General features: G+C 48.9%; 1 protein-coding gene. It reads right to left on the bottom strand.

The features are described from left to right. Positions 1 to 7: 7 nt before the first annotated feature. Positions 8 to 231: hypothetical protein (locus tag OCF96_RS10125; RefSeq protein ID WP_261447095.1), on the bottom strand; the 224-nt coding region annotated here is incomplete at its 5' end.

The raw sequence follows: 231 nt of genomic DNA on the forward strand, positions 1-231 counted from the left end.
CCCTCTCTCATGCTCTTGCTGAATGTGTTGCACTTGTCGATGCTGACTTACTAGCTGAGGTGCTTGCTGATTGACTTGCACTTGTCGATGCTGACTGACTAGCTGATGTGCTGGCTGATTGACTTGCACTTGTTGAAGCCGATTGACTAGCTGACGTGCTTGCTGTTTGCCTTGCACTTGTCGATGCTGACTGACTAGCTGATGTGCTTGCTGATTGACTTGCACTTGTTG

This window comes from Streptococcus mitis (genome assembly GCF_946190065.1).
GTDB lineage: Bacteria > Bacillota > Bacilli > Lactobacillales > Streptococcaceae > Streptococcus > Streptococcus mitis_DE.